30 protein-coding genes are annotated in these 26,604 nt (G+C 66.7%); 12 read left to right on the forward strand and 18 right to left on the reverse strand.

Annotated elements, in window-relative coordinates; translation table 11 throughout:
- Positions 1-139: 139 nt before the first annotated feature.
- Together ACZ5BM_RS16095 and ACZ5BM_RS16100 are read left to right on the forward strand one after the other, a co-directional pair.
- Complete coding sequence (locus ACZ5BM_RS16095) at positions 140-1,150, forward strand: alpha/beta fold hydrolase (RefSeq protein ID WP_498909141.1); 1,011 nt, start codon at positions 140-142, stop codon at positions 1,148-1,150.
- Complete coding sequence (locus ACZ5BM_RS16100) at positions 1,147-2,100, forward strand: DMT family transporter (protein WP_498909142.1); 954 nt, start codon at positions 1,147-1,149, stop codon at positions 2,098-2,100. The genes ACZ5BM_RS16095 and ACZ5BM_RS16100 overlap by 4 nt, the downstream gene beginning before the upstream one ends.
- 62 nt (positions 2,101-2,162) lie before the next feature.
- Here ACZ5BM_RS16100 and ACZ5BM_RS16105 read toward each other — a convergent pair whose 3' ends face one another.
- Entirely contained in the window at positions 2,163-2,441 is a 279-nt protein-coding gene (locus ACZ5BM_RS16105) for a hypothetical protein (RefSeq protein WP_498909143.1), read from the reverse strand.
- 89 nt (positions 2,442-2,530) lie between these two features.
- On the opposite strand from ACZ5BM_RS16105, the gene ACZ5BM_RS16110 reads away from it, so the two are divergent.
- Positions 2,531-2,872, forward strand: coding sequence for a DoxX family protein (locus tag ACZ5BM_RS16110; RefSeq protein WP_498909145.1), 342 nt, complete (start codon positions 2,531-2,533; stop codon positions 2,870-2,872).
- On the opposite strand, the gene ACZ5BM_RS16115 is transcribed toward ACZ5BM_RS16110, so the two are convergent.
- Genes ACZ5BM_RS16115 through ACZ5BM_RS16140 form a run of 6 tightly spaced genes read right to left on the reverse strand, consistent with a single transcriptional unit; the run spans position 2,852 to position 9,616 of the window.
- Positions 2,852-3,145 carry a DUF3253 domain-containing protein gene (locus tag ACZ5BM_RS16115; protein ID WP_498909146.1) on the reverse strand — a complete coding sequence of 98 codons (294 nt, stop codon included), beginning with the start codon at positions 3,143-3,145 and terminating at the stop codon, positions 2,852-2,854. The two genes, ACZ5BM_RS16110 and ACZ5BM_RS16115, sit on opposite strands and share 21 nt — an antisense overlap.
- The gene (locus ACZ5BM_RS16120) at positions 3,145-4,164 is read right to left on the reverse strand and encodes an isocitrate/isopropylmalate dehydrogenase family protein (RefSeq protein WP_498909147.1); all 1,020 of its coding nucleotides are present in this window, start codon (positions 4,162-4,164) and stop codon (positions 3,145-3,147) included. The genes ACZ5BM_RS16115 and ACZ5BM_RS16120 overlap by 1 nt, the downstream gene beginning before the upstream one ends.
- A gap of 23 nt (positions 4,165-4,187) precedes the next feature.
- Positions 4,188-5,969, reverse strand: a complete 1,782-nt coding sequence (locus ACZ5BM_RS16125; protein WP_498909149.1) for a M24 family metallopeptidase — start codon at positions 5,967-5,969, stop codon at positions 4,188-4,190.
- Between the two features lie 19 nt (positions 5,970-5,988).
- Complete coding sequence (locus tag ACZ5BM_RS16130) at positions 5,989-6,489, reverse strand: GNAT family N-acetyltransferase (RefSeq protein WP_498909151.1); 501 nt, start codon at positions 6,487-6,489, stop codon at positions 5,989-5,991.
- Complete coding sequence (locus ACZ5BM_RS16135) at positions 6,489-7,391, reverse strand: 50S ribosomal protein L11 methyltransferase (RefSeq protein ID WP_498909152.1); 903 nt, start codon at positions 7,389-7,391, stop codon at positions 6,489-6,491. The genes ACZ5BM_RS16130 and ACZ5BM_RS16135 overlap by 1 nt, the downstream gene beginning before the upstream one ends.
- Positions 7,388-9,616: an ATP-dependent helicase gene (locus tag ACZ5BM_RS16140; RefSeq protein WP_498911684.1), complete on the reverse strand. Its 2,229-nt coding sequence runs from the start codon at positions 9,614-9,616 to the stop codon at positions 7,388-7,390. Before ACZ5BM_RS16140 ends, ACZ5BM_RS16135 begins: the two co-directional genes overlap by 4 nt.
- A gap of 178 nt (positions 9,617-9,794) precedes the next feature.
- On the opposite strand from ACZ5BM_RS16140, the gene ACZ5BM_RS16145 reads away from it, so the two are divergent.
- Positions 9,795-10,430, forward strand: coding sequence for a JAB domain-containing protein (locus ACZ5BM_RS16145; protein ID WP_498909153.1), 636 nt, complete (start codon positions 9,795-9,797; stop codon positions 10,428-10,430).
- Here ACZ5BM_RS16145 and ACZ5BM_RS16150 read toward each other — a convergent pair.
- Positions 10,402-11,100, reverse strand: a complete 699-nt coding sequence (locus ACZ5BM_RS16150; RefSeq protein ID WP_498909155.1) for an HAD hydrolase-like protein — start codon at positions 11,098-11,100, stop codon at positions 10,402-10,404. The genes ACZ5BM_RS16145 and ACZ5BM_RS16150 overlap by 29 nt on opposite strands.
- A gap of 179 nt (positions 11,101-11,279) precedes the next feature.
- On the opposite strand from ACZ5BM_RS16150, the gene radC reads away from it, so the two are divergent.
- Positions 11,280-12,044, forward strand: a complete 765-nt coding sequence (gene radC, locus ACZ5BM_RS16155) for a JAB domain-containing protein (RefSeq protein WP_498909156.1) — start codon at positions 11,280-11,282, stop codon at positions 12,042-12,044.
- 868 nt (positions 12,045-12,912) lie between these two features.
- On the opposite strand, the gene ACZ5BM_RS16160 is transcribed toward radC, so the two are convergent.
- From ACZ5BM_RS16160 to ACZ5BM_RS16170, 3 genes are read right to left on the reverse strand one after another with little or no spacing between them, the layout of a single operon-like run.
- Positions 12,913-14,067 carry a 5-(carboxyamino)imidazole ribonucleotide synthase gene (locus tag ACZ5BM_RS16160; RefSeq protein WP_498909158.1) on the reverse strand — a complete coding sequence of 385 codons (1,155 nt, stop codon included), beginning with the start codon at positions 14,065-14,067 and terminating at the stop codon, positions 12,913-12,915.
- On the reverse strand, positions 14,064-14,615 hold the full coding sequence (gene purE, locus ACZ5BM_RS16165; RefSeq protein ID WP_498909159.1) for a 5-(carboxyamino)imidazole ribonucleotide mutase: 552 nt from the start codon (positions 14,613-14,615) through the stop codon (positions 14,064-14,066). The genes ACZ5BM_RS16160 and purE overlap by 4 nt, the downstream gene beginning before the upstream one ends.
- 12 nt (positions 14,616-14,627) lie before the next feature.
- On the reverse strand, positions 14,628-14,828 hold the full coding sequence (locus tag ACZ5BM_RS16170; RefSeq protein WP_498909160.1) for a DUF465 domain-containing protein: 201 nt from the start codon (positions 14,826-14,828) through the stop codon (positions 14,628-14,630).
- A gap of 168 nt (positions 14,829-14,996) precedes the next feature.
- On the opposite strand from ACZ5BM_RS16170, the gene ACZ5BM_RS16175 reads away from it, so the two are divergent.
- Positions 14,997-15,164 (forward strand): YdcH family protein, encoded by a 168-nt coding sequence (locus ACZ5BM_RS16175; protein WP_498909161.1) that lies wholly within the window; start codon positions 14,997-14,999, stop codon positions 15,162-15,164.
- 43 nt (positions 15,165-15,207) lie between these two features.
- On the opposite strand, the gene ACZ5BM_RS16180 is transcribed toward ACZ5BM_RS16175, so the two are convergent.
- The gene (locus ACZ5BM_RS16180) at positions 15,208-15,789 is read right to left on the reverse strand and encodes a DUF1013 domain-containing protein (protein WP_498909162.1); all 582 of its coding nucleotides are present in this window, start codon (positions 15,787-15,789) and stop codon (positions 15,208-15,210) included.
- Between the two features lie 280 nt (positions 15,790-16,069).
- Here ACZ5BM_RS16180 and ACZ5BM_RS16185 point away from each other — a divergent pair, with 280 nt between their 5' ends.
- Genes ACZ5BM_RS16185 through ACZ5BM_RS16195 form a run of 3 tightly spaced genes read left to right on the forward strand, consistent with a single transcriptional unit; the run spans position 16,070 to position 19,850 of the window.
- Positions 16,070-17,797: an Hsp70 family protein gene (locus tag ACZ5BM_RS16185; RefSeq protein ID WP_498911686.1), complete on the forward strand. Its 1,728-nt coding sequence runs from the start codon at positions 16,070-16,072 to the stop codon at positions 17,795-17,797.
- Positions 17,794-19,125, forward strand: coding sequence for a hypothetical protein (locus ACZ5BM_RS16190; RefSeq protein ID WP_498909164.1), 1,332 nt, complete (start codon positions 17,794-17,796; stop codon positions 19,123-19,125). The genes ACZ5BM_RS16185 and ACZ5BM_RS16190 overlap by 4 nt, the downstream gene beginning before the upstream one ends.
- On the forward strand, positions 19,122-19,850 hold the full coding sequence (locus ACZ5BM_RS16195) for a DUF1266 domain-containing protein (protein ID WP_498909166.1): 729 nt from the start codon (positions 19,122-19,124) through the stop codon (positions 19,848-19,850). Before ACZ5BM_RS16190 ends, ACZ5BM_RS16195 begins: the two co-directional genes overlap by 4 nt.
- Positions 19,851-19,911: 61 nt before the next feature.
- Here the strand turns inward: ACZ5BM_RS16195 and ACZ5BM_RS16200 are convergent, their stop codons facing one another.
- From ACZ5BM_RS16200 to ACZ5BM_RS16210, 3 genes are all read right to left on the reverse strand, one after another.
- Positions 19,912-20,391: an alpha-crystallin domain-containing protein gene (locus ACZ5BM_RS16200; RefSeq protein ID WP_498909167.1), complete on the reverse strand. Its 480-nt coding sequence runs from the start codon at positions 20,389-20,391 to the stop codon at positions 19,912-19,914.
- A 173-nt stretch (positions 20,392-20,564) separates the two neighbouring features.
- Positions 20,565-20,795, reverse strand: coding sequence for a 50S ribosomal protein L31 (gene rpmE / locus ACZ5BM_RS16205; protein ID WP_498909168.1), 231 nt, complete (start codon positions 20,793-20,795; stop codon positions 20,565-20,567).
- Between the two features lie 109 nt (positions 20,796-20,904).
- Positions 20,905-21,495, reverse strand: coding sequence for a Spy/CpxP family protein refolding chaperone (locus tag ACZ5BM_RS16210; protein ID WP_498909169.1), 591 nt, complete (start codon positions 21,493-21,495; stop codon positions 20,905-20,907).
- 1 nt (position 21,496) lies between these two features.
- On the opposite strand from ACZ5BM_RS16210, the gene pdxY reads away from it, so the two are divergent.
- Both pdxY and mscL read left to right on the forward strand, forming a co-directional pair.
- Positions 21,497-22,417, forward strand: a complete 921-nt coding sequence (gene pdxY / locus ACZ5BM_RS16215; RefSeq protein ID WP_498911688.1) for a pyridoxal kinase — start codon at positions 21,497-21,499, stop codon at positions 22,415-22,417.
- Positions 22,418-22,497: 80 nt separating this feature from the next.
- On the forward strand, positions 22,498-22,980 hold the full coding sequence (gene mscL / locus ACZ5BM_RS16220) for an MscL family protein (protein WP_498909170.1): 483 nt from the start codon (positions 22,498-22,500) through the stop codon (positions 22,978-22,980).
- Between the two features lie 71 nt (positions 22,981-23,051).
- Here the strand turns inward: mscL and ACZ5BM_RS16225 are convergent, their stop codons facing one another.
- The gene (locus tag ACZ5BM_RS16225; protein ID WP_498909171.1) at positions 23,052-23,483 is read right to left on the reverse strand and encodes a DUF3597 domain-containing protein; all 432 of its coding nucleotides are present in this window, start codon (positions 23,481-23,483) and stop codon (positions 23,052-23,054) included.
- 237 nt (positions 23,484-23,720) lie between these two features.
- On the opposite strand from ACZ5BM_RS16225, the gene ACZ5BM_RS16230 reads away from it, so the two are divergent.
- Positions 23,721-24,020, forward strand: coding sequence for a hypothetical protein (locus tag ACZ5BM_RS16230; RefSeq protein WP_498909172.1), 300 nt, complete (start codon positions 23,721-23,723; stop codon positions 24,018-24,020).
- Positions 24,021-24,030: 10 nt separating this feature from the next.
- Here ACZ5BM_RS16230 and secF read toward each other — a convergent pair whose 3' ends face one another.
- Together secF and secD are read right to left on the reverse strand one after the other, a co-directional pair.
- A complete protein-coding gene (gene secF / locus ACZ5BM_RS16235) occupies positions 24,031-25,029 on the reverse strand; it encodes a protein translocase subunit SecF (protein WP_498909173.1) in 999 nt (332 codons plus the stop codon).
- 10 nt (positions 25,030-25,039) lie between these two features.
- Positions 25,040-26,593: a preprotein translocase subunit SecD gene (secD, locus tag ACZ5BM_RS16240; protein ID WP_498909174.1), complete on the reverse strand. Its 1,554-nt coding sequence runs from the start codon at positions 26,591-26,593 to the stop codon at positions 25,040-25,042.
- Positions 26,594-26,604 lie beyond the last annotated feature (11 nt).

A 26,604-nucleotide genomic window follows, 5' to 3' on the forward strand; every position in this document is an offset into this window, starting at 1 on the left:
TGAAGTCATGCTTCAAGCCGCATAGCCGACAATGCGGCTTATGGCCACCAATCCCTGGCGCTATGCAGGTCCAGTGCCGTCTTTCCGCCGCGCGAGACCGCGCGGAGCGGCACCTTCGACTGCTTGCACGGGGATACTCTTGGACACGATCGCTTCTGGCATCGTCACCACGCCGCGCCATGTCACGCATTACCTGCAGGCCGGTCCCGAAGACGGCCCGCTCATGGTCTTCCTTCATGGCTGGCCGGAGCTGAGTTTGATCTGGCGCGCCCAGATGGAGCGATTCGCCGCCGAGGGCTGGCGCTGCGTGGCGCCCGATATGCGCGGCTACGGCGGATCGTCCGCACCCGCGCGGAGCGACGCCTACGCCAACCGGCTGGTGGTGGCGGACATGGTGGAACTCCATGATCATCTCGGCGGCGCGCCGGCCATCTGGGTCGGCCATGATTGGGGCAGCGTGATCGCGGGATCGCTGGCGGCGCACGAGCCGGGGCGCTGCCGTGGCGTGGTGCTGGTCTCCGTTCCGTATTTCCCCGACGCGAACGCGTTGCCGACGCTGATTCCGCTCGTCGACCGCACGATCTACCCGTCCGACTTCTACCCGGACGGGCAGTGGGACTATTACCGGTTCTACACCACGCATTTCGCCGCGGCCGTGGCCGATCTCGATGCCGACAAGGCCGCATCCCTGGCGTCGATCTACCGCCCCGGCGATCCCGCGGCACTCCGGCAGCCCACCGCCAATGCCAGCGTCACGGCGAGAGGCGGCCGGTTCGGCGCCGCGCATCGCGCACCGCCGAGCCAGCCCGATCCGGCCATGTGGCCTCCCGCCGACTTCGAGACCCTTCTGCGCAGCTTCGAGAGTCACGGCTTCCGGCCACCCTGCGCGTGGTATCTGAACGACGGCGACAATATCGCCTATGCCCGCGAAGCAGCGGATGGCGGGCGACTGGCTCTGCCGGTTCTGTTCGTGAACGGCGCCTACGATCAGATGAACTGCATCACCGGCAACCGGCTCGGAGATCCGATGCGCGCCGCTTGTGCGGATCTGACGATCACCGATCTGGCCGGTGCGCACTGGCTGCCGCTGGAGCGGAAGGAGGAGCTTAGCGCCGCCATTCGCGCGTGGCTCGCGGCGAAACGCCTGTGATCCGCTTCGGCCACGGAGCGCCGCAGACGGTCGTATCGGGGTTGGTGGTGGCCGGGGTTGGCTACCAATGGCTCTATAACGGCCTGAACTTCCTCGCCTTCAAGATCGGCGGCGATGCGTTCCACCCGCTGGTCCTGGCGACATTGCGTTTCGGGATCGCGGCGATTCTGGTTCTGCCGTTCGCGTCATGGCGTTGGCGGCGCCATCCCGCCTCACTGCGCGAGATCGCCGCCGCCGCCGTTCTCGGACCGGTCATGCTGATCGGCAGCCAGACGCTGGCGATCTGGGGAACCCATTTCCTGCAGGCCGGGATCGCGTCGGTGTTCGGTTCGTCCGCCCCCGTATTCCTGGCGCTGTTCGCATGGGCGTTCCTGCGCCGGCCTCCCGGCGGTCGGCAGTTTTCCGGCATCCTGCTGGGGCTGACCGGGCTCGTCGTCATGGGCTGGGTGTCGGCGTCGCATGCCGGTTTCCGGCCCCTCGGCGCGGCGATGATGCTGGCCGCTGCCGCTCTCTGGGCGGCGGGTTCGCTCGGCGCGTCGCGGTTGCGCCTCCCGCGCGATCCGGTGGTCGGCCTGGCCGCCCAACTGGTTCCTGCGGCGCTTCTGCTGGCGCTCTGGACAGGGGCGAGCGGCCTCGGTGCCACCCTGCACCTGTCATCCGTGCCGCTGCGGGCCTGGGGTGCGCTCGCGTTTCTGGTCATCGCCAGCACTCTGGTCGGCTACGCGATCTTCCTGGCCTTGAACCGGAGCGCCTCGACCGTTCTCGCCAACAGCTTCAACTATGTCGCCCCGGTGATCGCGCTGATCCTGTCCCATTGGCTTCTGGGGGAGCCGCTCGGATGGGCGAAAGCGGTCGGTGCCGCCATCACGCTGCTCGGCGTGGCGATGATGGTGACCGGGAAACGGGACACGCCGCACAGTCGTCCCGCAGCCTCGCCGGACGCAGGCTGACGGATGCGCCGTCCGTCCGGGACGGCAGGGACACGAACGCTCCGCCTCGCCGCGGACGGTCGTTAGACGTTCACGCTCCCGGCCGGCGCGATCACCGCGTGCAGCAGCAAGATTAGCAGGCCGAGCGCGATCAGGATCGCCAGGACGCGTCCGAACACCCGGAACGCCGCGACGATCAACAACAGCAGAAGAAGCAGCAACAACAGGGTCTGCGCCTCGCCCGTGATGCCCACCGCGGCCAGAGCGTGCCGGGCCGCGCTTTCGATCACTCCGATCGCAGCCCCGATCAGCCCGAGCAGTGCCAGAACCAGCCCGGCGATCATGGAGAACAGGTGATCCATGGCGGGGCTCCGTCGGGGTAGAAACGCGGCGCGGGCAACTCGCGCGCCTGGCTCATGTTGGGAAGGGATCAGCGACAAGGGAGTTCAGCATGTCCGCTTCCACCCGTCACGCCCGGCCATCCCTGTGGGACATCGCGGTCGCGGTGACTTTCGCCTCTGCCGGCATCGCCAAGCTGGTCCCGGCCAGATCCGAAGAAACCCTGTTTAAATCCTGGGGCTGGACCCGTCGCGACATGCAGACGATCGGCACGGCGGAACTGCTGGGTGCGGCGCTTCTCACAACACGCGCCACCAAGAAGGCTGGCGCCGCCCTGCTCAGCGCCACTTCGGTCTGCATCCTGACCACGGAGCTGCGGCACAAGAACGACGCGCTGGTCACCCCGCGCGCCGGTCTGCTCGCTGCCGCGCTGTCAGGCTTCTTCGGGCGCTGAACCGTCCGGCTGGCGAATGCGCAGGCGGATCACGCCGCGCATTTCGTCCGGATTGATCGGTTTTCCCTTGCGGAGAATGTCGATCTCTCCATCCTTGGCCATCGCACGCGCCGCGTTGCGCACCGGCGTCATGAGGCGCTGCCAATCCTCGCCGTAGCTTCTGGCGACCTCGCTGGGGCAGATCGACTTGTCCGCCCCGCGGGCCGTCACCTGGCGAAGGATTTCCGCCCGGAGCACCTCCGGGGCGGGAACCTTCGGCTTTTCCGTCGCCATCAGCGAAGCTGTTGCAGGATTGCGTCCGACACGTCGCGGGTGCCGGCGGTGCCGCCCAGATCGCGCGTGCGCAGACCGTTGGCCAGCACCGTGTCGATCGCCTTGGTCAGGCGCTCGGCCAGATCGACGCGGCCGACATGGCGCAGCATCAGTTCGGTGGACAGCAGCATTGCCAACGGATTGGCGACGCCCTTGCCGGCGATGTCCGGCGCAGAGCCGTGCACCGCCTCGAAGATGGCCGCATTTTCACCGATATTGGCGCCCGGCGCCATGCCGAGACCGCCGACGAGACCGGCGATCAGATCGGACAGGATGTCGCCGAACAGATTGGTGGTGACGATCACGTCGTACTGCCACGGGTCCAGCACCAGCTGCATCGCGCAGGCGTCGACGATGCGGTCGTTCATCTCGACGCGGCCTTCGTATTCCTTGGCGACCTTGCGGCCTTCTTCCAGGAACAAGCCGGTCAGCGCCTTCAGGATGTTGGCCTTGTGCACCACCGTCACGCGCTTGCGGCCGTTCTTCACCGCGTGTTCGAAGGCATAGCGCACGATCCGCGCGCATTCGGCCCGGCTGTTGAAGCCGGCCGACATCGCCATCGCCTTCGGATCGTGGCCGATCGGCAGCCAGTTCTCCATGGCCGCATAGAACCCTTCCAGGTTCTCGCGCACCAGGACGATGTCGATATTGTCGAAGCGTCCGCCGGGGATCAGCGTCCGGGCCGGGCGCAGATTGGCGAACAGCTCGAATTCCTGCCGCAGCGTCACGTTGATCGACTTGAAGCCGCCGCCCACAGGTGTGGTGAGCGGGCCCTTCAGCGCCAGGCCGGTGCGTCGGATGCTTTCGATGGTCTGCAGCGGCAGCGGATCGCCGCAATCGGCGACGGCGGCCATGCCGGCGAGCTGGTTCTCCCAGACGAACGGCGCGCCGAGCCCGTCCAGCACCGACACCACGGCGTCTGCGATCTCGGGGCCGATGCCGTCGCCGGGGATCAGGGTGGCCGGAATCTTGTCTGCCATCGGTGGGAACTCCTTCGGATGGTTTAGCGCGAGCCGAGCGGCGCGCAGGCCGCTTCGAGCCAGAGGCGGTTGTGGTCGTCCAGTTTCGGGCCGATGCGATCCAGTACGAGCCGGTGGTAGTCGTTGATCCAGCTGCGCTCCGCATCGTCCAGCAGAGCGAGGTCGATCAGGGCGCGATCGAACGGCACCAGGGTGAGCGGTTCGAAGCCCAGAAACGGTTTGGCGAGCCCCACCGGCTGCGTCACGACCAGGACGAGGTTCTCCAGCCTGATGCCATAGTCATCGGTGGCGTAGAAGCCGGGTTCGTTCGACAAAACCATGCCGGCTTCGATCGGGATCGGCCGCGCTGCCGGCGAGATGCCGCACGGCCCCTCATGCACCGACAGGCAGGAGCCGACGCCATGGCCGGTGCCATGGTCGTAATCGAGCCCGGCCTGCCAGAGCGCCGTGCGGGCCAACGCGTCCAGTCTTCCCCCATGCACGCCCTGCGGAAAGCGGGCCCGGCTCAGCGCGATATGGCCCTTCAGAACACGCGTGACGCGCTCGCGCAGTTCCGCCGGCGCCGGGCCGGGCCCGCTCCAGAGCGTGCGGGTGATGTCGGTGGTGCCGGAGGCATATTGGCCGCCGCTGTCGATCAGATAGACCTCGTCGGCCTGCAACGTGCGGGCCGAGGCGGGGTCGGCGCGGTAGTGGATGATGGCGCCGTTCGGGCCGGTGCCGGAAATCGCCGGGAAGCTCTCGCCGCGATATTCCGGCGAGCGCGACCGGAACGCGTCCAGACGGTGCGACAGCTCGGTTTCGGTCAGACCGACGCCCTGTTCGGAAACGAACTGAAGAAAACCGCAGACGGCCACGGCATCGAGCTCATGCGCGCGCCGGAAGCCGGCCTGTTCGGCGACGTTCTTGCGCGCTTTCGGCAGAGCGCAGGGATCGGCGCCCGGCGACACCGTGGCGCCCGCATCGCGCAGGGTCTGCGCGAACCACGCCGCGCTTGCTGCCGGATCGACACGGACCGCCCTGCCGGCGAACCCGGCCAACGCGGAAGCCAGCGCGTCCGGCGCCTGCACCGAAACGTCCTCGCCGAGCCAGAGGCGCAGCGCGTTGTCGATCTTCTCCGGCGCCATGAACAAGGTTGCCGTGCTATCGGCTTCGAGCACGGCGAAACCGAGCGCGAACGGCGTGAAATCGACATCGCGGCCGCGGATGTTGAACAGCCAGTTCACCGAAGCGGGATCGGTCAGTACGACCGCATCCTGTCCGGCAGCGCGCAGGATCGCCGCGATCTCCTGTCGCTTGTCCGCGCTGTCTCGACCGGCGAACTCGATCGGATGCGCGACGGCGGGAAACAAAGGCGGGGCAGGGCGGTCGTGCCAGATCGCATCGACCGGATTGCGCGCCACCGGCACCATCCGGAAGCCGGGTCTGGTGAACCGCGCCAGCGCGTCCTGGCTCACCAGCCACGGATCGTAGCCAATGCGCTTCTCGCCTTCGCTGTCGTGCAGCGCCGCAGCCAGCCAGCTTTCCGGCGGGGTTTCGGTGATGTGCTGACGCTCGAAACACGCCGCATCGGTTTGCGTCGCGAGCTGCAGCACATAGCGCCCGTCGGAGAAGACCGCGGCCTTGTCTGCAAGGACCACGACCATGCCGGCGCTGCCGGTGAAGCCGGTGAGCCATGCCAGACGCTCGGCGTACGGTGCGACATATTCGCCCAGATGCTCGTCGCCGCGCGGCAGAACGAACCCATCCAGCCCGTCCTGGGCCAGAACGGTGCGAAGGGCGGCCAAGCGTTCGGCACTGTGCATCATGCGAAATATCCGGTCGCCATCAGCCGAGAAGCCGATGCATGAAAACGAGATCGTGCCACTGGTCGAACTTTCGCCCCACCTGCGGCAGGCGCGCGACAGCCGCGAAACCGTGACGCTCGTGCAGGGCGATCGACGCCGCATTGGCCGCGCCGACCGCACCGATCATCGCGTGCATGCCTGCCGCCTCCGCATGTGACATCAACGCCGAAAGCAGCGCGTCGCCGAAGCCGCGCCCCCGGAAGGACGTCTCCACATAGACGGAATGTTCGACCGTGTGCCGGTAGCCTTCGTGCGGCCGGAACGGGCCGTAGGAGCCGAACCCGACCGCGACGCCTTCGGCCTCCGCGACCAGAACCGGAAACCCTGCCGCCTGCCGCTCGCGCAGCCATGCGGTGCGGTTCTCGATCGTCACCGGCGTATCGTTCCACAGCGCCAGACCGGTCAGGATCTCATGATTGGTGATCGCGACGATCGTCGGAAGATCGGCATCGACCGCATCCCGGATCATCGCGGCGCCCATCACCGTGCCGGCCGGCGCAGGATCAACGTGGCCCAGTAGCCTTCGACCAGCTTGCGTTCCAGCACCAGACCTTGCCGCTGATGCGCCGCCAGCACCATGCGCGCCTGGGTGTCGAGCAGTCCGGCCAGGATCACCGTGCCGCCGGGCGCCAGCTTGGCGCCGAGCGATTTCGCCATGGTGCAAAGCGGGCGTGCCAGGATGTTGGCGAAGACGAGATCGTAGGGGCCGCCGCGACGGATCGCCGCCGTGCGCCAGCCATTGCCGTAGCGGCAATCGAGCCGGTTGCGCAGACCGTTCAGGGCCGCGTTCTGCGCCGCCACGCGCACCGACCACGGCTCGATATCCACCGCCAGCACGCGCTTGTTCAGCAGGCTCGCCGCCGCCATCGCCAGGATGCCGGAGCCGGTGCCCAGATCGAGAATGCGACGCGGCTTGCGGTAAGCGATCAGTTCCAGGGCGCGCAGGCAGCCGCGCGTGGAGCCGTGCTCACCGGAGCCGAAGGCGATGCCGGCATCGAGGGTCAGCGTGATGCGCGGACCCGGCGTGGTTTCGGCCAGATGCGTGCCGCGAATGGCGAAACGGCGCCCGACCTGCTGTTCGGGAAAGCTCTCATAGGTGCGGGCGAGCCAGCCTTCGGTCTCGGTATGCGCGCGCTCCAGAGGCGCTGCGATCCCGGTCGCCGCCGCCGCCAGAGCCAGAGCCGTCTCGAGAATGTCCTCGCCCGTGCCGACATCCTTCACGCCCTCGATGCGCCACACGGTCTGCGTGTCGTCCGCTTCGAAGATGCCGACCGTGGTGCACACGCTGGACAGGGCGTTCTCGTAGGCCTCCACCGCCTCGTCCGGAACGGTGACATGGATGGTTTCCAGCGCCGTGGCGTGGCGGCGGACGATGCTGTTCACGAAACGGCTCCCGCAGGTTCCACGAAATTATCCAGCACGCGCTTGAACCCCGCCTTCTCGAACCGGACGTCCAGCTTGCCGTCCTCCGCACTTTCGACGATCCCGTAGCCGAATTTCTGGTGGAACACCCGCGTGCCCGGCGCAATGCCGCCCTCCCGCTTCGGTCTGGCCGGCTGCTCCCAGGCCTCCACCGTGCGCGGCCGGCGCGCCGTGAGCGGGAACTGGCCGCTGAACACTGGCGGTGCGTTGCGCATCTGCTCCCGGGCCAGGGAAGCAGAGCCCATCTGCTCCACATGCTCCGGCGGCAGTTCGTCGATGAAGCGGCTCGGGATCGAGCTTTGCCAGTTGGCATAGATGCGGCGATTGGCGGCATGGCTGATCAGGGCGCGTTTGCGGGCACGGGTTATGCCGACATAGGCCAGCCTACGCTCCTCCTCCAGACCCTTCTCGCCGCCTTCGTCGAGCGTGCGCTGCGATGGAAACACGCCTTCCTCCCAGCCGGGCAGGAACACGCTGTCGAATTCGAGACCCTTTGCACCGTGCAGCGTCATCAGGTTCACGCGTTCTGCGCCGGCATTCTCGTCGTTCTCCATCACCAGCGAGACATGTTCGAGAAACCCGCCCAGGGTTTCGAAATCCACCAGCGCGCGCACCAGCTCCTTCAGATTGTCGAGACGGGTCGGCGCATCCGGCGATTTGTCCTTCTTCCACATCTCCACGTAGCCGCTGTCTTCCAGCAGCATCTCGACCACGGCGATATGCGCCGGTCCGAGATCCTCCGTCGTCGCGCGCGCCAGCATCTCGCGGCCGCGCGCCAGCGTGTCCATCAGCGCGGCGAGCTGCTCGCGCACGCGACCCTTCAATGAACCGTCCTGCAGCTTGCGCAGCACCGCCATCGTCAGCGGCATCCGCTCCTCGCGTGCCAGAGTATGCAGCGAGGACAAGGCGACATCGCCGACGCCGCGACGCGGAACGTTGATGATGCGTTCGAAGGCGAGATCGTCGGAAGGCTGGTTCAGAACGCGCATATAGGCGATCGCGTCCCGGATCTCCTGCCGCTCGTAGAAGCGCAAGCCCCCCACCACGCGATAGGGAATGCCCAGCGTGATCAGCCGCTCCTCGAAGGCGCGGGTCTGGAAACCGGCGCGCACCAGGATCGCCATCTCCGACAAGGAGTGTTTGTCGCGCTGCAGCTGCTCGATGCGCTCGCCGACCATGCGGGCTTCCTCGTCGGAATCCCACACGCTCGCCACCATCACCTTCTCGCCCTCGGCATCGTTGCGGCCCGGACGCAGGGTCTTACCGAGCCTGCCATCGTTGTGCGCGATCAGGCCGGAGGCGGCGGCCAGGATCGGTGCGGTGGAGCGATAATTGCTTTCCAGTTTCACCAGCGTGGCGCCGGGGAAATCCTTCTCGAAGCGCAGGATGTTCTCCACTTCGGCGCCGCGCCAGGAATAGATCGACTGGTCGTCGTCGCCGACGCAGCAGATATTGGCGCTGCCATCCGGCCTTTGCGCCAGAAGGCGCAGCCACAGATATTGCACCGTGTTGGTGTCCTGGTATTCGTCCACCAGCATGTAGCGGAAGAAGCGGTGATACTGGGCCAGAACATCCGACCGCGTGCGCAGGATCTCCACCATATGCAGCATCAGATCGCCGAAATCGGCGGCGTTCAATTCGGCCAGACGACGCTGATAGTCGCCGTAGACGAGCCGCGCCTTGCCGCCGGCGAATTCGGTATCCTCCGCGGGCGTCACGCGCTCCGGGGTCAGCCCGCGATCCTTCCAGCGCTGGATCGCCCCCATCAGCCCGGGCGCCGGCCAGCGTTTGGTGTCGATCCGGTGCAGCTCCATCACCTGCTTGAGCAGGCGCAGCTGATCGTCCGTATCCAGAATGGTGAAGTTGGAGCTCAGGCCGACATATTCGGCGTGGCGGCGCAGCATGCGCGCGCAGAGCGCATGGAACGTGCCTAGCCAGAGACCCTCCGCCGGACGTCCCAGCAGCACCGACACCCGCTCGCGCATCTCGCGCGCCGCCTTGTTGGTGAAGGTCACGGCCAGAACCTGACCCGGCGAGGCACGGCCGCTGAGCAGGATATGCGCGAAGCGCGTGGTGAGAACGCGGGTCTTGCCGGTGCCGGCACCCGCCAGCACCAGAAGCGGTCCGTCCACGGTTTCCACCGCCAGCCGCTGTTCGGGATTCAACCGATCGAGATAGGTGTCCATGTCGGGCACAATCTAGTTCGGGCCTCTGTGTGGCTCAATGGAACCGGGAAAACTGTTTCCTCCCGTCGCCATTCGATCTAACGTTCCGTTAGCAACGCAGCGGTGACGCATCTTGTCGGGTTCCACGGCCGTTCGGCCGGCTTTCAGCTCCACGGGTCCACAGGGTCATCGCGCCCGTATGCGCGAACGTCTGCTGTCGCGGGGAGCCTCGGCTCTGGCCGATTACGAGATCCTGGAGATGCTGCTCTTCTGGGGCATCCCACGTCGCGACACCAAGCCGCTGGCCAAGGATCTCATCAACCGCTTCGGCGGTCTCGCCGCCGTTCTGTCGGCAGACCCGGAGATCCTGGCCGTCCGTGGCCGCCTCGGGCCCGACGCCGTGGCGGTGCTCGGCATGCCCCGCGAAGCCGTGTCGCGCCTGTCCCTGGCCGAGGACCGCGCCCGTCCGGTGCTCAACAACTGGGATCGCCTGCTGGCCTATTTCGACACGGCGCTCCAGGGCGCGGTGCCCGGCCAGCTGCGCATGCTGCTGCTCGACAACCGCAATCGCCTGCTGTCCGACGAGCCGCTCCTGGGTGAGCCGGAGGAGCTGTCGCACGTCCTGGCGGCGCGGGCCTTGTTCCTGCACGCAACCGCCCTGGTGCTGGTGCGCGTTCTGCCGCCGGGCCCGGTGGACAAGGCGTTGCCGAAGAAGGAGGCCGTTCTCGCCACCGCGCTCGGCCGCGCCATCGCCCCGCTGAACATCGTGCTGCACGACCACATGCTGGTCGGCGGGGCGAACTGGATCAGTCTGCGGCAGAAGAGTCTGCTCTAGCATGCAGGGACAGCTCGATCGCGGCGACCAGCTCGTCCGTCCGCTCCACCAGGGCGTCGGCGCCGGCCTGCTCCAGCTCGGCACGCCCGCCATAGCCCCACAGAACGCCCAGCGCCCGAACGCTGTTGGCATGCGCGCCGTTGATGTCGTAGCGCCGGTCGCCGACCATCACGGCGTGACGGGGATCGACATGCTGCTCGCGGATCAGACGCGCGATCAGCTCGGGCTTTTCCGCGCCGCTATCGTCGGGATTGGCGCCGTAGAAGGCGGAAAAGAACCGGGTAAAGTTCTTCCGCTCCAAAATCTGCAACGCCATGTGGCGCGGCTTCGAGGTCGCCAGGATCAGCCGGTAGCCCGCCCCGTGAAGCTGCTCCAGTGCCGTCTCGATGCCCGGAAAGGCCGGGCTTTCGAACATGGCGCCGCCGATCTCGTAATGGTGCCGGTAGCGCTCCACCGCGAGATCGACCCGGTCGTCGCCGCGGTCACGCAGAAGCTTCAGCAGGCTGTCGTGCAGCGGCGGGCCGATCACCCAATCGAGCTTCTCGTCCGGCGGCAAGGTATGGCCGAGATCGGCCATGCCGCGCTGCAGGCCGGACACGATGCCGTCATAGGAAGCGATCAGCGTGCCGTCGAGATCGAGCAGAACGGCGGGCGCGGCGGGGTGGGGCATGCGAACTCCATCGGCCGCTTCACCACCCGTCAAGGTTTCGGCGCGACACTCCAGAACGGCCGGAACGGCCAGTCCGGCGAGCATGAACGCTCCGTTCCGGCCCGTCCATGCGCGCGAGCAGGGCAACAGGGCGGTGTTCGCTGCAAGGCAGCATGGCGAAACAGGCGAGGGATGCGATCATGAGCGGTTTCGCCGATGCGGGTCTCGCGACGAAGCTGCCGCCCGGGCCGGATGCGCTCGCGGCGCTGGATACGCTGGAGCGGCGCCTGCGCGATGCCGGTCTGCCCGGCCTGTCGCCTGCCGTCTCCGTCCCGGTGGAACCCGAAACCGATCTCGCACTGCTCGCCCGTTTCCTGCGGATGCTGATGCCCTCTGCCGGCGATACCAGCTGTCTCGCCGAACAGGCCCTGGCCCGGTTCGGCTCCTTCGCCGGTCTGCTCGCGGCGCCGTTGCAGGAGCTGCGCGGCATGCAGGGTTTCGGCCCGCATTGCCTATCCGGCATCAAGCTCCTGCATGAGGCTGCCTTGCGCTTGGCCCGCTCGCGCATGGACGGAACCCCGGTTCTGAACGATCCGGCCGCCTTGATGGACTACCTGACCGCCGTCCTGGCCCGGGAACGCATCGAGCAGTTCCGCATCCTGTTCCTGGACGGGGAGGATCGGCTGCTCGCCGACGAGGCGCAGGCGCGCGGTACCGTCAACCACACCCCGGTCTATCCGCGCGAGGTCGCCCGACGCGCTCTCGAACTCCGCGCCACCGCCCTGGTGCTGGTGCACAACCATCCGAGCGGCGATCCGACGCCCTCGCGTGAGGATCTGGAGATGACCAAACAGGTCGTCGCCGCCTGCGCCGTTCTGCGCGTGTCCGTGCGCGATCATCTGATCATCGGCAACGGGCGCTGGACCAGTTTCCGGGAGGAGAAGCTAATCGAGAATGTGAGCTAGAGGGTATAAAGCACGTTCGCTGTCTACTGGCGGACGTAGTGCTGGCTGCAAGCGGGCTGTTTCGAGGCGCTCATGCACGACTTTAGCGCAGCGCTGCGAGTAAGAACGGACGCCGACCAGAACCCACGGCCGCCATCGTGACAGCCGAACTCTGCGTTTGAGGCGCAGAGAGCGTTACCCACGCGAGCTACGACGATGCCAGGCGCAAGTGCAGTTCCAAGCTGCATATGGCGTTCGACACGCTCGGTCACCTGCTCACTCTGCCTCTGACGTTCGCCTCTTGCGGGCAGCAGCACGAAGTCGCATCGCATCGTAATCCGGCCGTAGCGTGAGCGGCACGGTGCCCGGCCTACTGTCAAAAGCAAGTTAGAAAACAGATACTTCGGGGCTTCGCTGTGTGTTGCGGTCAGAAGATTTTGTGTCAACTATTGGGAATGTTGTTTGCGTCGTTTGCAATAATTAGTAGCCTTTTTGCTAGTCCTTCAAAATCGCACCCGTTGTAATTAATTATCTTTTTATTTCGGTCATATATCGTCAGACCCATTAGGCCGTTCACAATACACTGTCGAATAATCCACATCTCCTCGGCGGAAACGGTGATTTCTAAATTCTTGTGTCTATAATCGATAATCTTATCGATTTTGATAACTAAACCCAGAATGTCAGAGCTATTATAGTCTGATAAAACCTCCATCTCCAACAAGTCGAAAAACCAAAATACCGTCGCTACTAGGAATGTCCTAAGAGATACGATCTCGTCGACGCTCAGAGTTAATTTAATCATCATTCAGCTCAATACTGAGTAACAAGTTGAGTTTTGTCGCAGTCTCATATTTACTTGGCCGGGATAAGTCTTTGGTTCTTTCTTTTAAGAAAGAACGTCCTCATCCACCCGCGCTAGCACCCCCAGCGCATCCCGCACCCCGAACGCGCCCGGCAACCCGCCCTTCGGGAACAACCGGTTCACATGGCCCATCTTCCGGCCCGGACGCGCTTCCGCCTTGCCGTAGAGATGCGGCAGCAGACCCGGCGTCGCCAGGATCTCCGGCCACAATGCCATGTCCTCCGGCCCGACCAGGTTGCGCATCACCGCGTCCGAATGGCGCCCGGCCGGCGGAAGAGGCAGTCCGGCGACGGCCCGGACATGCATCTCGAACTGATCCACCGGGCAGGCATCCATGGTCCAGTGCCCGGAATTATGCGGACGCGGCGCGATCTCGTTCACCAGCAGCCGGCCCTTTCGGTCGAGAAAGAACTCGACCCCCATCAGCCCGACGAGATCGAGCGCTTCCGCCACCCGCGTCGCCAGCGCCACCGCCTCGTCGCATGTCGCCTCGCCGACGGGCGCGGGCGCCAGGGTCAGGTCAAGAATATGATGGCGATGGATGTTCTGCACCGGATCGAAGCAGCGCACGGTGCCGTCCGTGCCGCGCGCTACCATCACGCTCAGCTCGCAGCTGAAATCCACGAAGCCTTCAGCCACCAGCGGATGCGGCGCCAGTGCCTCGAACGCCGCGTCGAGCTCGGCGGCGTCGCGCAGGAGACGCTGGCCCTTGCCGTCATAGCCGAGCCGCGTCGTCTTCAACACGAACGGAAACCCGAGCGCTTCCGCAGCCCCGTCCATCGCCGCGCGATCATGCACGGCGCGATACGGCGCCACCGGGACGCCGGCCTCTTCGAGAAACGCCTTCTCCACCAGACGGTCCTGGCTGGTGCGCAGGATGGCGCCGGACGGACGCACGGGACGCAGCGAAGCCAGCAACTCCAGACCGTCCGCGCTGACGTTCTCGAACTCGAACGTCACCACGTCCACCGCCTCGGCGAAACGGCGCAGCGCCGCCGGATCGTCATGCGCGCCCAGCGTCGCCGCCGTCGCCACCTGTGCGGCGGGGCCATCCGCGTCGTCGGTCAGGATGTTGGTGCGGAACCCCAGCCGGGCTGCGGCCATGGCCGACATCCGGCCGAGCTGGCCGCCGCCGACGATGCCGATCACCCCGCCCGGGGGCAAAGCGCCGTCGCTCACGAAGCGGGCGTGTCCGTCGACGGCGCGTCGGCCACGGAGGCGGTCTGCAACGCGCGCCACGCTTCCAGTCGCGCGCGCAGAGCCGGATCGGCCAGAGACAGGATCGACGCCGCCAGAAGCGCCGCGTTCACCGCGCCGGCGCGGCCGATCGCCAGCGTGCCTACGGGAATCCCGGCCGGCATCTGCACGATGGACAGCAGACTATCCATGCCCTTGAGCGCGTGGCTTTCCACCGGCACGCCCAGAACGGGCAGGGTGGTCCAGGCCGCGCACATGCCAGGCAGATGCGCAGCGCCGCCGGCGCCGGCGATGATCACTTTGATCCCGCGCCCCTGCGCGCTGTCGGCATACTCGCGCAGCCGGTCCGGCGTGCGATGCGCCGAGGTGATGCGCGTCTCGTAAGGGATGCCCAGCGTGTCGAGATGCGACGCCGCGTGGCTCATGGTCGCCCAGTCGGATTGCGATCCCATGATCAGCCCGACCAGAGGCGATCCGGTTTCTCCGGTTTCGGGCAGGACGGGCTCGGCCTCGAGCTCGATGTCGCTCATGTCTCGTGGTCCTCAGGCGATGCTGTCGGGGATCAGCCGGCTTTCCAGCAGCGCGATCTCGTCCTTCAGCAGCAATTTCCGCTTCTTCAGCCGCTGCAACTGCAGCTGGTCCATCGGCTGCGGCGCCAGACGGCCGATCACGGTGTCCAGATCGCGGTGCTCGCTGCGAAGTTCATGCAGTCTGCGCAGCAGGGTATCGCGGTCGATCAGCATGGGAATCGCATAGCACGCGTCCGCATCCGGCTCCACATCCGTTCGAAGGACGTCCGTTCGGTTACGGCTCCGTCATTCGTGCTGTCGCCACCCTTTTGGGACTCGCCAGTGGAACCGAGGCGGGTCTAGCGTGTCATCGTTCCGTCACACGAAACAGGAGTTCATCACATGAGCCTGCAATCGCGGATCGACAGCCTGCAAACCCGACATGCTTCGCTCGATGCCCGTCTGCACGACGAAGACACACGCCCCATGCCCAATCAGGCGATGCTGAACCAGATCAAGCTCGAGAAGCTCCGCGTCAAACGCGAACTCGAACGTTTGCGACAAAGCTGATCGCATCGCGGCTCCGGGAGAACCCCGGAGCCGTAAGCCGTTCTTACGCCGCTTCGTCATCCGAATGCGGCGCGGGCGGCAGCGGTACGTTGTGGCCATCGCGGATCAGCCGCTCGTTGGCGGCATTCACCATCGCATTCAGATCCGTCTGCGAGCACAGGCCCAGAATGACAGGGTCGCGCGGCTTGATGTTGGCGCTGTTCCAGTGCTGGCGGTCGCGCACCTTGGCGATGGTGTCCTTCGTCGTGCCCAGCAGCTTGATGATCTGCACTTCGCTCAACTGCGGATAGTTGCGCAGCACGAACGCGATCGCATCCGGGCGGTCATTCCGCTTGGCAACCGGGGTATAGCGTGCGCCCTTGGACCGGCGGGCCACCGGGTTCTTGGTGGTCAGCACCGTCAGACGCGCTTCGGTGTTCTTCTCGGCACGGGCGATATCGTCCGCCGAAACCTGGTGATTCGCCACCGGGTCGTAGCCCACGATGCCCTGCGCCACCTCGCCATCCGCGATCGCCTGCACCTCGAGCGGATGCATGCCGCAGAACTCGGCGATCTGGGTGAAGGTCAGCCCGGTCTTCTCGATCATCCAGACCGCGGTGGCCTTGGGCATCAGGGGCAGGGTCATGGCAACGGTCCTATGGGCGCAAGGTGGCCCGGCCGCTGGGCCGGACGGGTGCTATTCGGAAAGATTGCGGGGATATGGGGTTCCGCGGCGGACCCGGTCAAGCCTTTCAGCCATGCGTCGGACAGGGAACGCGCCGCCGGGCCCTCCGCGCCATGCTCCCGCCCGGGATCGGCCGCCTGCACGCCTTGCGCGAACCATTCCGTCTGCGGATGGTTTGCTCCACGCCGTCCGCCCCGTCTCCGGGGAGGGCGGACGGTCGGCGGAACGGGCGGAGACCCCCATGATCATCGGCATCGATCTCGGCACCACAAACAGCCTCGCTTCGGTCTGGCAAGACGGCGAGGCAGTTCTGGTGCCGAACGAGACCGGCGGCTTCCTGCTGCCCAGTGTGGTCGGGCTCGACCGCAACAACGAGATCGTGGTGGGCGAGGCCGCGCGCGCTCTGGCCGAGATCATGCCCGATCGCGTCGCCGCCTCGTTCAAGCGCGCCATGGGCACCGACCGCAGCTTTTCGCTCGGCGCGCAATCCTTCCGTGCCGACGAACTGTCCTCCTTCGTCCTCCGCGCCCTGAAGCGCGACGCCGAACGTTTTCTCGGCGAACCCGTCACCGATGCCGTGATCACCGTCCCGGCCTATTTCTCCGATGCCCAGCGCAAGGCCACGCGCATCGCCGGGCAACTCGCCGGGCTCCGCGTCGAGCGCGTCCTGAACGAGCCCACCGCCGCCGCCCTGGCCTACGGGCTGCACGAGCACCGCGCCGGTCGTGACGGGCGCGTGCTGGTGTTCGATCTCGGCGGCGGCACCTTCGACGTCTCGGTGATCGACATGCTGGACGGGGTGATGGAGGTCCGCGCCACCGCCGGCGACAACTATCTCGGCGGCGACGATTTCGATCAGGCCGTCGCGGAATGGTTCGCCGCCGAGCGTTCCCTGCCCACCCCGGACCGCCTCCATCCGGACGCGAACGCGCGCGCTCTGTCCATGAGCCTGCTGCACGCCGCCGAGACCGCCCGGCGCACCCTGTCGCGCGCGCCGGACGCCGTGATGCGGATCGAGCATGACGGCCGGATTCATGAAGCCACGCTGGATGCCGACCGCTTCGCCACGCTCTGCAAACCGCTGCTGGAGCGTCTGCGCCGTCCCGTCGCCCGCGCGCTGGACGACAGTCGCATCCAGCCGGATCAGCTTTCCGCCGTGGTGCTTGCCGGCGGCGCCACGCGCATGCCGGCCGTCCGTCGTCTGGTCGCCGCCATGCTCGGCCGTCTGCCGCTGCAATCGCACGATCCGGATCAGGTGGTGGCACTCGGTGCCGCCGTGCAGGCGGGTCTGCGCATGCGCGATGCGGCGCTGGACGATGTGGTGCTCACCGACGTCGCGCCCTACACGCTGGGCGTGGAGGTCTCCGAACAGGTGGGTCTGTCGGGGATCGCCTCCGGTCGCCTGCTGCCGGTGATCGAGCGCGGCAGCGCCGTTCCCGTCAGCCGCGCACAGCTCGTCAGCCCGGTGCGCGACTATCAGACGGCGGTGAATGTCCGCGTGTTCCAGGGTGAAAGCCGTCTCGCCAAGGACAACATCCCCCTCGGCAACCTCACGCTGCGGATCGAGCCGCGCCGCATCAGCGAGCAGCAGGTGGAGATCCGCTTCACCTACGACGCCAACGGCCTGCTCGAGGTCGCGGCGCGCAGCCTGCCGGATGGCGAGATGCGCAGTCTGGTGATCGAGCAGCATGCCGGCGTGCTCACGCCCGAACAGGTGGCGGAACGGCTCGAAGCCCTGGCCCCGCTTAAGCTCGCGCCGCGCGACATGGCCGAGAACCGGCTGCTTCTGGCGCGCGCCGACCGCCTGCACGAACGCGCCACGGGCGAAGCGCGACAGGCGCTGGTGCACGCCGCTGCCGCGTTCGAGGCCGCACTGAAGGCGGACCAGCCGAACGCGATCGACGAGACACGGCAGAGACTATCCGCCTTCGTGGACGCGATCGAACAGGACAGGAGCGCCGGCGCGTGAACGCTCCGGAGCTTGCCGAAGCCCGGCTGCTGCTGGAACTCGACGCCGATGCGGCTCCGGACGCGATCCGTCGCGCCTATGCCCGTGCCCTGAAACGAATCGACCCGGAAGCCGACCCGGACGCGTTCCAGGCCCTCCGCGCCGCCCGCGACATGCTGCTCGCAGCGTCCGCCAGTGCCGAGACACCGCGGCAACAGCCCGATCTCGGCCCGGCCGTCGCGTCCGTCGTCGAGCGGCTGGAGTGCAAGCGCCGCTCCGGCGACGTTTCCGCCGCGATCGCCGCGCTGGACGCGTTTCTGGCCGACGAACAGGCCGGATCGCCCCTGGTGCGCGCCGTCGGCTTCCACCTGTTCGAAACCGTCGCGCAGGACGAAACGGTTCCACCCGACCTGTTCATGGCGATGGTGGACCGGTTCGAGTGGCGCGACGCTTCCGGCCCAGCCGCGCGCGAAAATCCGGAACTGCACGGAGCCATGGCCGAGCGCATCACCGCCAATGATTGGTATGCCAGCCTGCTCGCCGCCCATGCGGACCATCCGGACGATCAGGTCGCAGCCACGCTGCTTTGCGATCCGCCCGGTCAGATGCGTCCGGAATTCGACGAGCAGGAACGCAGCCGCGCCTACCATGTGATCAACCTGCTGCGGAAATGGGGGACGACGCTCCTGCCGCGCTTCGATGCCCGCAATCTCGCCGCCCTTCGAGATGCGGCACAGGGGCTTCCTTACGGCAGTGCCGATCCGACGAAGCCGGTCGCCCCGGCCCCTGGCTCGGCCCCGACCGCGGTCGCCGCCGGGCAACCTCCGAAACAGAACCCGAAAGAGCGACGCACCATTCTCCGGCACAACCCGGCGTCGCGACTGCAACGATTGCGGAGGCGCGTACTGCGGCTGTGTTTGCTGCTTTGTCTCTTCGCCGGCATTGCTCAATACATGCGGGACAACTGGGACCGTCCGCCGAGCCCGCCGAACGCCGCCGTCGAGACAATGATGCAACCCGCGAACATGGCGCGCAGCGCTCTGGACCAGACCGTCTTCCGCTGGGTGGTCTTCACCCGGATCGACAACAGGACCGTGGCCAATTTCGCCCCGATCGTGGCCGATGCCGCCGCGATCCGCGAACTGCGCTACGGGTTCGGCGCCCAGACGCCGGTCAAATCCTGGCCGCTCCCGGCGGTTCGCGACAGATTTCCGCTCCTGCCGGACCAGAGCGGGCCCACCATGCTCACCGTGCCGGACGACGCCGATTTCCTAACCGTCTCGGTCGTCTTCAACGACGGGTCCGAATCTCCCATCGTCGTCTTTCCGATCCCGGAGAACTGGCCATGAGCGATCCCTCCGCGTCGTGGAGCGACGCGCAGCGTTTCGCCTATGCGCTGGCCAGCCATTTCGAATTCGGCGAGCGTTTCCCCGTGGACGCATTGCCGCAAACGCCATCCCCTGAACTCATCAGCAATGTGCTGGCATCGCTCGCCGAGAACTGGTCGGCTAACGGCCCCGAGGACATCTATCGCCTGCTCTCCTGGCTGGGCCGAGCCGGGCACAGGCAGTCGCAACGCCTGTCCGTTCGCCGCTACGCGCTCTCCTGCCGCCCCGAGCTCGCCGCGCGCCGCGAAGAACTGCGCGACATCGCCCGCACCGACCCGGACGCTCTGCAGGAGATCTGGCGCATGGAGGCGGTGCAGGGCAACCGACACGATCTGCTCGGCGCCAAACTGCTCGCCTTCGACGTGTCCCGCGCCGCCATGCTCGGGCGCTGCGCTCTGCTGCTCGGCTGGGGCGAGCCGGAGATGATCTGGCCGTTCCTGCTCGACATGGCCGCCGACACCCAGCGCCATTATTCCGGCTGGGAAGAGTATGCCGCCGACTACCGTGCCGGCTTCGCGTTCTGGAATGCCAGGAACCAGCGCTCCTACAACGACGTGAGCGTCACCAGATTGCTTGCTCCCGGCGGCTATTGGACCAAGGCCCCCTGGGGCGCCGCAGGCCTCGCGGTCCCCCGGCCGGAACGCAGATTGCGCGCGGACGAGCCGGTCTGGATCATCGGCAGCTAGGCAGACGAAACAAAAAAGAGGGCCGGTTACCCGGCCCTCTCTCGCTTCACAAGGCGGCCGTTCAGGCAGCCTGGGTGTTCTCGGCCGGCGCGCCGCCGTCATTGGCGATCTGCTTCGGCCCGTTCCCGATCGCGATCCGGCGCGGTTTCAGCGCTTCCGGCACCACGCGCTTCACGGCGATCCGCAACAGCCCGTGCACCAGATCCGCATCCTCGACCTGGATATGGTCGGCCAGAGCGAAGCGACGGTCGAAGGCACGCGTCGCGATGCCGCGATGAAGCAGTTCGCCCGACGCCGGATGTCCGGACGCACGACCCGACACGCGCAGCGTGTTGTCCTGCACCAAGATCTCGATGTCGTCCGGACCGAATCCGGCCACGGCCAGAGTCAGCACGTAGCTGTCGTCACCGGTCTTCTCGATATTGTAGGGAGGAAAGGACGACCCGTTCGCGCTGCCGGCCGCCTGGGCCGTGTCGATCAGACGCGCCAGACGGTCGAAGCCGATGGCATTGCGGAACAGGGGAGCGAAGTCGGTCTGCATGGTGAACCTCCGAGGAGCAAGGTTTCGTGGCCCCCCGTCAGGCGGGGCCGATCCATTCGGTTGTGTCTGCCGGCGACCCCTTTGGGCATCGCCTGCCATCCCGAAATGGACAGCGCCGCCCCCTGCAACAAGGGGCGGCGCTGCGAAATTTCTCCAACCGGAGGGAAGGGGGATCAGCCCTTCGTACGGTTGCCCAGGCCGGCGAACTTCTTGTTGAACTTCGCCACCTGACCGCCGGTGTCCATCATGCGCTGCACGCCGGTCCAGGCCGGATGCGACTTCGGATCGACGTCGAGGCGCAGCGTGTCGCCTTCCTTGCCGTAGCAGGAGCGCGTCGTGAACTGCGAACCATCGGTCATGATGACGTTCACGGTGTGGTAGTTCGGATGGATGCCGGGCTTCATGATGTTCTCGTGTGCTGTTGGCTGCCACGGTTACCGACCGGGGCACGCAATCGGGCACGTATAGAGCGTCGGGGCCGCAAGCTCAAGCGCTGGCTTGCCCTTTCGCCGCTCAGTTCACCTTCTTCACCGCCTTGTCGATGTGGCGCACAAAGATCGTGTCCGCCGTCTTCTGCTGCTGCGGAGAGAGCGCGGCGTAGAGCGCCTCGAACGGCGGCAGGAGCTGGGCGATGTTGCGGGCGTTGATCTGCTCCACCTCGCCGTAGGATTGCAGATCCTGCACGGCGTTCATGCTATCGTAGTTCTGCTGCCGGCGGGTGAAGGCGTTGTCCATCTGCACCGCGTTGGCCCGCATGGTGCCGGCGAAACGCTGCCAGGCCGGTTCCTGGGCCGCAGTGATCTTCAGGTCGTTGTGCAGGCGGCCGATCCGCGTCTCGATTCGGTTGGCCTTCTCCTTGCCAAGAGCGGTCTGCAATGCGGCCTGATCCAGAACGGCGCCGTCGGCATTGGCGGGCGAGGGCGCCGAGGGGGGCGGTGGCACGGGCGGATGCGCCGGCGGTGTCATCGCCGCACCGCCGACGGGGGCGGTCGGGGCCGCGGGTTCGGCGCCCTGCGCGCGGGCCGGGCCGGACGCCGCCAGCGCCAGGGTCAGCAGGGCGACCCCGCCGACACCGTAACCCCCGGTGGACATGCGTTTGAGCATCGTGTTCCTCCTGTCGGATGCCATGGAAGCATCGGAGACCCGGATCGTGAACATCCTGTCGGTCCAGTCCTGGGTCGCATACGGCCATGTCGGAAATGCGGCTGCCGTGTTTCCGTTGCAGCGCCTCGGCGCCGAGGTGTTCGCGGTCAATACCGTCCAGTTCTCCAACCACCCCGGTTATGGCGACCATGCCGGCCGGATCACCGGCGGCGAGACGGTCGCCGATCTGCTGGCGGGTGTCGAACGGCGTGGCATCCTGCCAAGGCTCGATGCCGTCCTGTCGGGTTATCTCGGCGACGCCGGCAGCCTGGAGGCGGTGCTCGGAAGCGTCGCCCGCGCACGGCAAGCCAGACCGGACCTCCTGTTCTGCTGCGATCCCGTGCTCGGCGATCGCGGCCCGGGAGTCTACGTTGCTCCCGCCCTCGCCGATGCGCTGCGTCAGCGCGCGGTGCCGGAAGCCGACATCCTCCTGCCCAACATGTTTGAACTCGGCTTCCTGCTCGATGGCCCCGGCGCACCGTATGCGCCGCGCGATCTCGCCACGCTGGTCCGGGACACCGCCCGCCTACGCGCGCGTATGCGTCCGGGCGGGATGGTTCTCGTCACCAGCGTCGTGCTCGAGGAAAGCCCGCCCGGCACGGTCGGACTCTTCCTCGCCACTCCGGACGGGAACCACCTGCTGCATACCCCGGAACTTCCCGCCGCCTTCAACGGTGCCGGAGATCTGCTGTCCGCCCTGTTTCTGTGGGGATGTGTGCGCGGCGACCTGCCGGTCGCGTCGCTCGAGCATGCCGCCAGCGCGGTGTGGTGCGTGCTGGATCACACGGCCAGACACGGCGGACGCGAACCGATGGTCGTCCAGGCTCAGGAACAGTTGGTCGCGCCGCGACGCCGTTTTGCGGCCACTTCCGTCACGGTTTGAAGGAATTTTATCCTAACGGTTGTCCAGAACCGCCAGTCATGGTGCTCTCATCTGCAATCTTACCTGGAGATGAACGAAACATGAAAACACCCGCAGTGCGTGCGCCCGGTTGGGTCAGCGAATTCCGCGCCTTCATCATGCGCGGCAACGTCGTCGATCTGGCGGTCGGTATCATCATCGGCGCCGCCTTCACCGGCATCGTGCAGAGCCTGGTGAAGGACATCTTCACGCCGATCATCGGCCTCATCGTGGGCGGCATCGATTTCTCGAACATCTTCGTTCAGCTCAAGGCGCCGAACGGCCAGCATTTCCAGACCCTCGCCGAGGCCCAGAAGGCGGGCGTGCCGACGGTCAATATCGGCGTGTTCCTGAACGCGGTGATCCAGTTCCTGATCGTCGCCATGGTGATCTTCTGGCTGGTGAAGCTGCTCACCCGCCTGCACGTGCGCGAGGAAGCCAAGCCGGCCGCCCCGGCCGAGCCGACCAAGAGCGAGCTGCTGCTCACCGAGATCCGCGATGCGCTCGTGCATCGTCCGGGCACCACCCTGCCGCCCACGCTCTGAGTCCAGGGCAAACGAAAACCGCCGGGCGATCCATCGCCCGGCGGTTCTCCGATCGACGGTTTCGCAGCCGGTCAGTGCTGCATCGAGGCCGGCACCTTGCCGCCGTTCTCGGCCAGCTTGGCCACCACCGCCTTGTGCAGAGCGATGTTCTGTTCCGCGCTGCCATCCTCGCCGGCATGCACGTTCAGCTCCTGCGCCAGCTGCTTGCGCGCCGCCAGGCTCGAATCCAGGTCGAGCAGCTTCAGCAGATCGACGATGGAGGTCTGGTAGTTCAGGCCGCCGCCCTTCTTCTCCGAAAGCGCCGCAAGGACCGCGCCCACATCGACCGACTGGATCGACGCTTCGCCGCCGGCAGGCGCGCCGCCGGGAGCGGGTGCCGCGGACGGGCTTGCCGCCGTCGCACCGGTGGTGCTGTCGCCGCCCTGCGTCGCGGCGGACGCGCCGGGGATTACGCTGGAGGCATAGTGGACGATCTTGTCCACGATCGATCCGAACAGGCTCATGCCATCTTCCTCAACTTCCGTATCGCGAGTTCGATCTCGCACGGGTGACAAGCGTTCCGCACTGTTCCAGGGTTCCCGATGCACGGAAGCCCGGGCGATACCCGGTCCGCCGCGGCGGCGCTTCCCCTGACCCGAAAGGCCGGCATGGCTCTCGATCTCGTTCGGCGGTTCGGTCTGCCTCGCGTCTTGCTTCCGATGGCCGCGGCCGCGCTTCTGTCCGCCTGCACGACCGCTTCGATGCCGCAGCCGAAACCGATCACCGGCAAACGGGCGCTGATCGACAGCTATCTGGTCGCGCACGGCATGGCGCTCGGCTATGCACGCTCCGGCCGCGCCGGACCGACCGAGGTGGCGCAACTCATCGCATACGATCGCGCCGCCATGCTGGCCGTGGCGCAGGCCACCTTCCAGCCCAGCGGGGCGAACACCAGGCAGGCGCAGACGGCCGTGGTGGCGATGCTGAACTACACGGACGAGAAGGATCTCTCCGGCATCCCGGCTCCGGACGCGCCCGCGCGGGACACGGCCGAGCCTTAGCACAGCCGGATCAGGCGGCGGGAGCCGCCTTGTCCTTGCGGTCGCCCTTGGCGGCGGGCTTCTGCGCGTCGCGACGCAGGCGCTTCTCGCCCAGAAGCAGCAGGATCGGCGCCGCGATGAAGATTGAGGACGAGGTGCCGACCACGATGCCGAACAGCATCACCCAAGCGAACCCGGCCAGGGTGTGGCCGCCGAACAGCGCCAAGGGCAGGGCGGCCAGGAACACGGTCGAGGACGTGCCCAACGTGCGGTTCAGGGTCTCGTTGATCGACAGATCGATCAGCTCGCGCAGCGGCATCGAGCGATATTTGCGCAGGTTCTCGCGCACCCGGTCATAGACCACCACCTTGTCGTTGGTGGAGTAGCCCAGGATGGTCAGGATCGCGGCGACCATCACCAGATCGAACTCGAAATGCGTGATCACCAGGAAGCCGACCGTCTTGGTCAGGTCCAGGATCAACGTCGCCACCGCGCTGACCGCGAACTCCCATTCGAACCGGAACCAGATATAGGCCAGGATCATCAGCAGAGAGATGCCGAGCGCCAGCAGACCGTTGCGGAACAGCTCGGCCGAGACCGATGCGCCCACGGCATCGGCGCTGAGGATGGTCGCACCGGGCTGCGCTTCGGTCACGCCCTTGCGCACCTTGTCGACCAGATTCTGCGTCGCCGCTTCCGAACCAGCGTCCTTGCCTCCCGGCTGGTCGATCGAGATCAGAACGTCATTGGCCGCGCCGAAGCGCTGCAGGCCGGCGCCGGAAACGCCGTTCTGAGCGAGACCCGCGCGGATGCGGGCGAAGTCCGCCGGCCCCTGCGTGCGCGCCTCGACCTTGATGCCGCCCTTGAAGTCGATACCGAGCGTCAGGCCCGGATAGAAGAACAGCCCAAGCGAGGCCAGAGACAGGAACGCCGACAGGCCGAGACCCAGAAAGCGCCCGCGCATGAAGCGGATGCGGGTGCCGTCCTTGACGAAGCGGAACACGGGGCGGCCCAGGGAGAAGGTGGTCATCGGACGCGCCTCAAACCGGCAGGGTGGCGGGACGGCGCAGCGCGTACCAGCGCACCAGCAGCATCCGCGACAAGAGCAGGGTGGTGAACAAGGTGGTGGCGATGCCGATGGTGATGGTGAGCGCGAAGCCCTTCACCGCGCCCGAGCCGAACACGAACAACATCACATGCGCCAGGAAGGCGGTCGCGTTGCTGTCCACGATGGTCGAAGTGGCCCGCTCGAAACCCGCCTGCATGGAGGCGAGCGCGGTGCGGCCGCGCTTCACCTCCTCGCGAATGCGCTCGTTGATCAGGATGTTCGCATCCACCGCCATGCCCAGCGTCAACAGAAGTCCGGCCATGCCGGGCAGGGTCAACGTGGCGCCGAACAGGCTTAGGATCGCCAACATCAGAACCAGGTTGGCCAGCAGAGCGAGGTTCGCGAACCAGCCGAACAGCCCATAGAACAGCCCCATGAAGGCCACCACCAGCACGAAGCCGACGGCCAGGCTGATGGCGCCCGCCCGCACGGAATCCGCACCCAGCGTCGGGCCGACCGAGCGCTGCTCGATCACCGCCAGCGGCGCAGGCAGTGCACCGGCCCGCAGCAGCAGCGCCAGATCATGCGCGGATTCGCTGGTGTAATGGCCGGTGATCTGGCCGGTGCCGCTCGGGATCACACCCTGGATCACCGGCGCGGTGATCACCTTGCCGTCCAGAACCACGGCGAACATCTTTCCCAGATTGGCGCGGGTGATGGCGGCGAATTGCTGCGCGCCGACGCTGTCCAGGTTGAATGCGATCGCAGGTCCGCCAGTCTGCGGGTCCTGCGTCACCGAAGCGTTGGTCAGGTCCGAACCGTCCACATCGACATGGTGATAAACGGGCAGCTTCTGCTGCGCATTGTCCTGCATCGGCAGCAGGTCGACGCCCGGCGGCGGCACGCCCTGCGGGCTCACCCCTTCGGCCACGAGATGGAACGTCATCTTCGCCGTGGTGCCGAGCAACTGGCGGATACGGTCCGGATCGCTCACGCCGGGCAGCTCGACCACGATGCGGTCGTCACCCTGCGGGGTGATGGTCGGGTCCACGGCGCCGGTGGCGTCGATACGGCGACGGACGATCTCGATCGACTGCGCCACGGCGTCGCGCGCGCGCAGGCGCAGTGCTTCCGGCGACAGAACCAGCGCCAGACGCCCATCCGCCTCGGTCCTGGCCGCGAACTCATGCGGCACGGTGCCCTGCAGCCCGTTCAGAACCTGCAGGTCGCGCGCCGTCTCGTCCGCCGAACGCGGCTGGAACGTCACGGCGCCGTTCTCGGCCTTCAGGTCGCGATAGCCAAGCCCGTTCTTCAGCAGCGCCTGACGTACCTGATCGGTCAGGCTTTCCAGGCGCTCGCGCTCCAGAGCCTGGATGTCCACGCGCATCAGCAGATAGGAGCCGCCCCGCAGATCGAGACCCAGATGGATCTGCCGCCAGGGAATGGAAGCACCCGGCATGCGGACGAAATTCGGCAGGCACAAGAGGAGCCCGAGCAGGCAGACCCCCAGAACGGCGGCCAGCTTCGGGCGGCTATAGTACATCATGACGGCGCAGC

The organism is Lichenicola sp. GTC18331 (genome assembly GCF_055386855.1).